Source organism: Mycobacterium sp. (genome assembly GCF_019243155.1).
GTDB lineage: Bacteria > Actinomycetota > Actinomycetes > Mycobacteriales > Mycobacteriaceae > Mycobacterium.
Map to the genome: position 1 here is coordinate 1 of NZ_JAFAUS010000311.1, position 5628 is coordinate 5628.

The 5628-nt window shown below is 66.8% G+C and carries 7 protein-coding genes and 1 pseudogene; 3 read left to right on the forward strand and 5 right to left on the reverse strand.

Going from position 1 to position 5628, the window contains the following annotated elements:
- Positions 1 to 1135, reverse strand: a pseudogene (locus JOZ00_RS15855) (GTP-binding protein); the annotation flags it as partial.
- On the opposite strand from JOZ00_RS15855, the gene JOZ00_RS15860 reads away from it, so the two are divergent.
- A complete protein-coding gene (locus JOZ00_RS15860; protein ID WP_293345155.1) occupies positions 1117 to 1719 on the forward strand; it encodes a type II toxin-antitoxin system PemK/MazF family toxin in 603 nt (200 codons plus the stop codon). The pseudogene JOZ00_RS15855 and the gene JOZ00_RS15860 overlap by 19 nt on opposite strands.
- Here JOZ00_RS15860 and JOZ00_RS15865 read toward each other — a convergent pair whose 3' ends face one another.
- On the reverse strand, positions 1720 to 2148 hold the full coding sequence (locus JOZ00_RS15865) for a CBS domain-containing protein (RefSeq protein ID WP_293345157.1): 429 nt from the start codon (positions 2146 to 2148) through the stop codon (positions 1720 to 1722). It abuts the gene before it with no gap.
- A 168-nt stretch (positions 2149 to 2316) separates the two neighbouring features.
- Between JOZ00_RS15865 and JOZ00_RS15870 the strand changes: the two genes are divergently transcribed.
- A complete protein-coding gene (locus JOZ00_RS15870) occupies positions 2317 to 3159 on the forward strand; it encodes a ribonuclease Z (RefSeq protein WP_293345159.1) in 843 nt (280 codons plus the stop codon).
- On the opposite strand, the gene JOZ00_RS15875 is transcribed toward JOZ00_RS15870, so the two are convergent.
- Positions 3143 to 3871, reverse strand: coding sequence for a hypothetical protein (locus tag JOZ00_RS15875; protein WP_293345161.1), 729 nt, complete (start codon positions 3869 to 3871; stop codon positions 3143 to 3145). The two genes, JOZ00_RS15870 and JOZ00_RS15875, sit on opposite strands and share 17 nt — an antisense overlap.
- A gap of 89 nt (positions 3872 to 3960) precedes the next feature.
- Between JOZ00_RS15875 and JOZ00_RS15880 the strand changes: the two genes are divergently transcribed.
- A complete protein-coding gene (locus tag JOZ00_RS15880; protein WP_293345163.1) occupies positions 3961 to 4443 on the forward strand; it encodes a MarR family winged helix-turn-helix transcriptional regulator in 483 nt (160 codons plus the stop codon).
- Between the two features lie 7 nt (positions 4444 to 4450).
- Here JOZ00_RS15880 and JOZ00_RS15885 read toward each other — a convergent pair whose 3' ends face one another.
- Positions 4451 to 5290 carry a transglutaminase family protein gene (locus JOZ00_RS15885; protein WP_293345165.1) on the reverse strand — a complete coding sequence of 280 codons (840 nt, stop codon included), beginning with the start codon at positions 5288 to 5290 and terminating at the stop codon, positions 4451 to 4453.
- Positions 5290 to 5628, reverse strand: a 339-nt coding sequence (locus JOZ00_RS15890; protein WP_293345167.1) for an alpha-E domain-containing protein, incomplete at its 5' end; no start/stop codon positions are given. The genes JOZ00_RS15890 and JOZ00_RS15885, both read right to left, overlap by 1 nt.

The following is a 5628-nucleotide window of genomic DNA, read 5'->3' on the forward strand; positions in this document are numbered from 1 at the left end:
GGCGTCACGCAGATCCGGGTAGTCGGAGCCGTCGACGGGATAGAGGCCGGAGTAGACCATCGGCCGGGGTTCGCGGTATCCGGTCAGCGCTTCGGTGGCGCCGTGCCGTGCCGTCGTCACGGTGTCGCCGACCTTGGATTGGCGGACGTCCTTCACCCCGGTGATCAGGTAGCCGACCTCTCCCACACCCAGGCCCGCGCTGGCCTTGGGTTCCGGTGACACGATGCCGACCTCGAGCAGCTCGTGCGTGGCACCGGTGGACATCATCGCGATGCGTTCGCGCGGGGTGATCTTGCCGTCCACCACCCGGACGTAGGTCACCACGCCGCGGTAGATGTCGTAGACGGAGTCGAAGATCATCGCGCGGGTGGGCGCGTCGGCGTCCCCTTGCGGGGGCGGCACCTGGCGGACCACCTCGTCGAGCAATTGGGCCACGCCCTCGCCGGTCTTGCCGGAGACGCGCAACACGTCGTCGGGCTCGCAACCGATGATGTGCGCGATTTCTCCCGCGTAGCGATCAGGGTCGGCGGCGGGCAGATCGATCTTGTTGAGCACCGGAATGATGGTCAGGTCGCGGTCGAGGGCCAGGTACAAGTTGGCCAGGGTCTGCGCCTCGATGCCTTGGGCGGCGTCGACCAGCAGCACCGCCCCCTCGCAGGCCTCGAGCGCGCGGGACACCTCGTAGGTGAAGTCGACGTGGCCCGGGGTGTCGATGAGATGCAGCACGTGATCTTGGTTGCCCACCTTCCAGGGCAGCCGCACGTTCTGTGCCTTGATGGTGATCCCGCGTTCCCGCTCGATATCCATCCGGTCCAGGTACTGGGCACGCATCGACCGCTCGTCGACGACGCCGGTGAGCTGGAGCATCCGGTCCGCGAGCGTGGACTTGCCGTGGTCGATGTGGGCGATGATGCAGAAGTTCCGAATCTGCGCCGGCGCAGTGAACGTCTTGTCGGCGAAACTGCTGATGGGAATCTCCTGCTCTACTGACGTCTGTGGGTGCCTCGCGGCCGTGTCGGACGGCGGTTTGCGGGCATGTCCAGCGTATCTATGCAGGGTCGCTGCGACACACTCAGACACAATCGCACCCCGGCCGCTCACGTCTATGCTGCGAATATGGGGTCTGCCCGGAAATCGCAATGGAAGGCGTTTCAGCGGTTTGCCGAGAACCTCGTGTTCAACGGGGCTCCCCGACTCGCCCGGCACGTGCAGACCTCGCAGACTGTGCTGCGCGAACTCCAGCAGGCCGTGAAGATCACCGCGAACGTCATCGCGGCGGCCGCGCCGCAGTCGTCCAGCCCGGTCACCGCGGGCCGTCCGGTGACCAGCGGCAGCTTCCCCACCGCGCACCGGGCCCGCAAGCTGGTGTACGCGCCGAGCCTGGACGGTCGGGCCGATCCCGGCGAGATCGTGTGGACCTGGGTGGTCTACGAGGACGACCCCACCCAGGGAAAGGACCGCCCAGTCCTCGTCGTCGGGCGCGATCGCAGTGTCCTGCTGGGGCTGATGGTATCCAGCCAGGAACACCACTCCGCCGACCCGGATTGGGTCGGGATCGGTTCTGGCGCTTGGGATTACGAAGGCAGGAAAAGCTGGGTCCGGCTGGACCGGGTGCTTGATGTGCCCGAAGAGGGCATCCGCCGCGAGGGGGCCATTCTGGACCGCGACGTCTTCGATGTGGTGGCCGCGCGGTTGCGCGCGGAGTACGCGTGGAGCTGACTACCCCTGGGTGATGTAGGAGTGCAACTGCTGCTGCTCGGCCTCGAGTTCTTCCATCCTCGTCTTGACCACGTCACCGATGCTGACGATGCCGATCAGCTTGTCGCCGTCGAGCACCGGCACGTGGCGCACCCGATTCTTCGTCATCAGCAGGCTGATGGCGTCGACGGTGTCGGTCTTGGTGCAGGTCGCGACCGTGGAGGTCATGATCGTCGAAATCGGGCGCGTCAGCACACTGGCGCCATGCGTGTGCAGCTGGCGCACGACGTCGCGCTCTGACACCATGCCGACGACGCCGCCGGACCCGACGACCACCATGGCGCCGATGTTGTGCTCGGCAAGACCGGCTAACAGCTCTTGGACGGTCGCCTCCTGGTTGATGGTTGACACCGCCGCGCCCTTGTTTCGCAAGACGTCCGCAATCCGCATCAAGGCCTCCAGCTATTGTGATCCGCTTCACATCAGGCTACGGCCAACGGGCGCGGCGGGGAAGCCATCGCGATGACCGGCAACCAGATTGTGTCCATACCCCGAGGTAGATGGCGTAATCGCGCGATTTGGTCGCTGCGGGCCGCCCCGGCTTGCAGGATAAGGGCCATGATCGAAATCACGCTCTTGGGAACCGGAAGCCCGATCCCCGATCCGAACCGGGCGGGCCCGTCGACGCTGGTGCGGGCCGGCGGCCAGGATTTCCTGATCGATTGCGGGCGTGGCGTGCTGCAACGCGCGGCGGCCGTGGGTGTGGGCGCCGCCGGGTTGTCGGCGCTGCTGCTCACCCATCTGCACAGCGACCACATCGGTGACCTCGGCGACGTCCTCATCACCCGGTGGATCGGCACCTTCGACCCCGATCCCGCGCCGTTGCCGATCATCGGCCCGCCCGGCACCGCCGAGGCGGTGGAGGCGACCCTGACGGCGTTGCGTCATGACATCGGGTACCGGATCGCGCACCACGCCGACCTGAATGCGCCGCCGGCGGTCGAGGTGCACGAGCACACCGACGGCCCGGTCTGGGACCGCGGCGGCGTCTCGATCCGGGTGGCGCCGACCGATCACCGGCCGGTGGCGCCCACCATCGGGTTCCGCATCGACTACGAAACGGCCTCGGTAGTGCTCGCCGGGGACACGGTGCCCTGCGCCGGCCTGGACGCGCTGGCGGCCGGCGCCGACGCGCTGGTGCACACGGTGATCCGCAAGGACATCGTCGCCAACATCCCCGCGCAGCGACTCCAAGACATCTGCGACTACCACTCGTCCGTTGAGGAGGCGGCGGCGACCGCAACCCGCGCGGGTGTGGGCACTCTCGTCATGACGCACTACGTCCCGGCGCTGGTGCCCGGCCAAGAAGAGCAATGGCGAACGCTGGCCGCTTCGCAGTTCGCCGGGCGCGTCGAGCTCGGTGACGACCTGCTCCGCGTCGAGGTCAACGCGCGGCGGTGACCCGCCCGCTGCGCCGAATTTCGTTGCGCTGCAACGGCAATAGTGCTCCGGCAACAACCAGCCACAGCAACGCCGCCACCCTGGCGATCGGCAACATCACGCCAAGCTGAGGCCAAATCAGCACCAGCGTCGTCAGCTCGGAGAAGATGCCGGTGGCCAGGCCGACCCAGGCGACTGGTCGGGGCGTCAAACCCAGGATGAGACTGGGCACGGCCATCCCGGCGACCAGCAGGCCCAGGGCCACGATGTGCGCTGGTCCGCCGAGCAAAAACACCAGGTAGTAGAACGCGCGGACCAATGAGGGATCCGCACCGACTTCCGGGATCGACAGCGTCGCGGCCACCAGTCCCGCCAGTCCCAGCGCGCCGGCCGCCAGCGTGCCGCCCGTGAGGGCGATGGTGGCCCCCGGCGCGGTGACCCCGAGCTGCCGCAACCGGGCGCTGGCCGTTGCCGCGTAGATCGCCAGCGGCACCGACGATCCGAACATCGCGACGGCGATGACGTGCACGGCGACGGGCTGGGCGTGCACATACGCCGTCACGGCGGCCGCGGGTCCGTACGGCAACGGCATCATCGCGCCGATGGCGACGCCGATGACGAGTCCGCCGAAGAGAAGGCCCACGCAGATCAGGGCCAGCAACACCAGTGGGGGTCCCCCTTGCCGGCGCCGGCCGGGCGACGCTCCATTTAAGTCTGCACGTGAATCGTTCATGTGGTGAACGATATGCCTTCAACGGGCTCGCCCACAAGATGGTGAAGTAATTCATCGGAAGAATTATTCGCATCACTTATGATGTGACGATGTCGGCGACCGCGGACGGTGAAGACCGAAGTGATGGCATCGCGTTCCTGCTGGCTCAGCTCGGACACCACGCCGCGACGCTGTTCGCCGAGCGGGTGGCCACCGTCGGCCTGACGCCGCCGCATGCGGGAATACTGCGCGCGATCGCCGCCGAGCCCGGCCGCAGTCAACAGGCCCTCAGCGCGCAACTGGGCATGCTGCCCAGCCGGGTCGTCGTCTACGTCGACGAACTCGAGGAGCGCGGTTACGTGGAGCGTCGCGCCAACCCCAAGGATCGCCGGTTGTACGCCCTGCACCTCACCGCGGCCGGAAAGAGGTTGATGCGCAAGCTTTCCCAGCTCGCGCGCGAGCACGAGGTGCAGCTGACCGCCGCGCTGGACTCCGGGCAGTACAGCGCCCTGCGCGGTTTGCTGACCACCGTGGCCCAACAGCAGGGCCTGACGCCACACGTCCACCCGGGATACCGGACACTGGCCCGCTAGCGCCCGATCAGGCCAGGCGGGTCACCTCGACGATCACGTCGAGATCGGTGGCCCCTTCGCCGGAGTAGATGCCCTTCAGGGGCGAAACGTCGGTGTAGTCGCGGCCCAGACCCACGCTGACGTACTGCTCGGTGATATCCATGTCGTTGGTGGGGTCATAGCCCCACCAGCCACCGGTCCAGGCCTCGATCCAGGCGTGGCTGCGGCCGTCAACGGTGTCGCCGACGACGGCGTTACGTTTGGGGTGCAGATAGCCCGACACGTAATACGATGGAATTCCCATGTTGCGCAACAACATCAGCGACAGGTGCACAAAATCCTGGCAGACGCCTTTGCCCTCTTTGAGCGCGTCGAGTCCGGACGAGCCCACGCTGGTGGTGCCCGGCAGGTAGTCCAGTTCGCTGCGCACCCAATTGGCAACGGCGACAACGGCTTCGGCTGGCTTGTGGCTTTTCATGATCTTCTTCCCGACCGATGTGACCCGCTTGCTGGCCGGGGTGTGGTCGGTGGGGCGGAGCAACTCGTCGTACCGATCGAGCACGGCGTCGGTGTGTAGGTCGCTCCAATCGACGGTCGTCGCCAACGGTTCCGCCTGTTCGGTCTCGACGACCGACGAGGACGTCACCGTCAGATCGGTGTGCGGCGCGTGCAGGTCGAAAGCCGTTACGGCCGTGCCCCAATAGTCGATGTAGCGATAGGACCGGGTCGCCGGGATGGTCTCGACACGATTGAGGATGACGTTCTGGCGGGTGTTCGACCGTGGGGTCAGCCGCGCTTCGTTGTAGGAGGCGGTCACCGGCGACTGGTAGGCGTACCCGGTGGTGTGCACCACTCGCAGTCGCCACATCAGACGTCTCCTTTCCTGCTCACCAGTTGCGCTCGCTGGCCCGCGTCCGACCATGCCACCCACGGAGTGACGTGGAAGTACTGCAGCGACAACGCTTCTCCGACGTCGCTGCACGTCCGCTGCAGGCTGGCCAACCGGAGTTCCAGCGACTCCAACAGCACACCCGGCTGGACGAACTCCAGTTCGCTGCGGGCCTGGCCCAGCAGCCGCTGAGCCTCGGCGGTGGCTCCGATCCGGCTCTGCCGGTTGCGCACCAGTTCGTCGAGATTGTGTTCGGCCAACCGCAGCGAGTAGAACACCGAACGCGGAAACAGCCTGTCCAGCAACATGAACTCGAC

Coding starts and splice junctions, on each gene's coding strand:
- JOZ00_RS15860 (WP_293345155.1), top strand. CDS start 1,117: ATGGGGTCTGCCCGGAAATCGCAATGGAAGGCGTTTCAGCGGTTTGCC.
- JOZ00_RS15865 (WP_293345157.1), bottom strand. CDS start 2,148: ATGCGGATTGCGGACGTCTTGCGAAACAAGGGCGCGGCGGTGTCAACC.
- JOZ00_RS15885 (WP_293345165.1), bottom strand. CDS start 5,290: ATGTGGCGACTGCGAGTGGTGCACACCACCGGGTACGCCTACCAGTCG.
- JOZ00_RS15870 (WP_293345159.1), top strand. CDS start 2,317: ATGATCGAAATCACGCTCTTGGGAACCGGAAGCCCGATCCCCGATCCG.
- JOZ00_RS15880 (WP_293345163.1), top strand. CDS start 3,961: ATGTCGGCGACCGCGGACGGTGAAGACCGAAGTGATGGCATCGCGTTC.
- JOZ00_RS15875 (WP_293345161.1), bottom strand. CDS start 3,871: ATGAACGATTCACGTGCAGACTTAAATGGAGCGTCGCCCGGCCGGCGC.